The organism is Curtobacterium pusillum, assembly GCF_013359865.1.
GTDB classification, from domain to species: domain Bacteria; phylum Actinomycetota; class Actinomycetes; order Actinomycetales; family Microbacteriaceae; genus Curtobacterium; species Curtobacterium pusillum.
Genome location: NZ_JABMCE010000007.1, coordinates 1 through 780, shown reverse-complemented (window position 1 = coordinate 780; position 780 = coordinate 1). Strand labels below are relative to the sequence as shown.

General features: G+C 66.3%; 1 protein-coding gene. It reads right to left on the bottom strand.

All coding sequences use genetic code 11. From position 1 onward, the window contains the following. On the bottom strand, positions 1-780 hold a 780-nt coding region (locus HP507_RS00025; protein ID WP_277355401.1), incomplete at both ends, for an enolase C-terminal domain-like protein.

Genomic DNA, 780 nt, shown 5'->3' with positions numbered 1-780 from the left:
GTACCCGTCCGTGAACGTGAACGACTGCCGGAACACCTGGTTCGTGCGATCCCCGTGCTGCATGTACTCCTGGATCCCGAAGTTGTGGATCGCGAGCCCGAGGTGCATCTGCGCCGCGAGCCCCACCGGCGAGATGTCCGTCGGCCCGTGGAACCCCGACTTGACCTGGTACATCGCCGCGTACTCCATCGTCTTCTTCAACGGCGAGATCCCACCCATGTGCGTCACCGCACCGCGGACGTAATCGATCAGCTGGTCCCGGATGATGTCCTTGAAGTCCCAGATCGTGTTGAACACCTCACCGATCGCCAACGGCGTCGTCGTGTGCTGCCGGACCAGCTGCAACGCCTCCTGGTTCTCCGCCGGCGTGCAGTCCTCCAACCAGAACAGGTCGTACGGCTCCAGCGACTTGCCGAGCTTCGCCGCCTGCAACGGCGTCATCCGGTGATGCCCGTCGTGCAGCAGCGGCAACTCCGGACCGAACTCGTTCCGCACCGCCTCGAACACCGTCGGCACGTGCCGCAGGTACGACCGCGTGTCCCAGTCCTCCTGCGACGGGTGCGCGCCGCGCTGCGCCGGCTCGTGGTCGTACCGGACACCCTCGTTGCCCTCGAGCGTCGCGTTCGACGCGATGCCGTAGATCGACTTCAGCCCCGGCACACCGGTCTGCACCCGGATCGACTTGTAGCCGAGCTCCTGGTGGTGCCGGATCGAGTCGAACAGCTCGGGCAGCTCCTTGCCCGAGGCGTGCCCGTACGCCATCAACCCGGTCCGGGACGC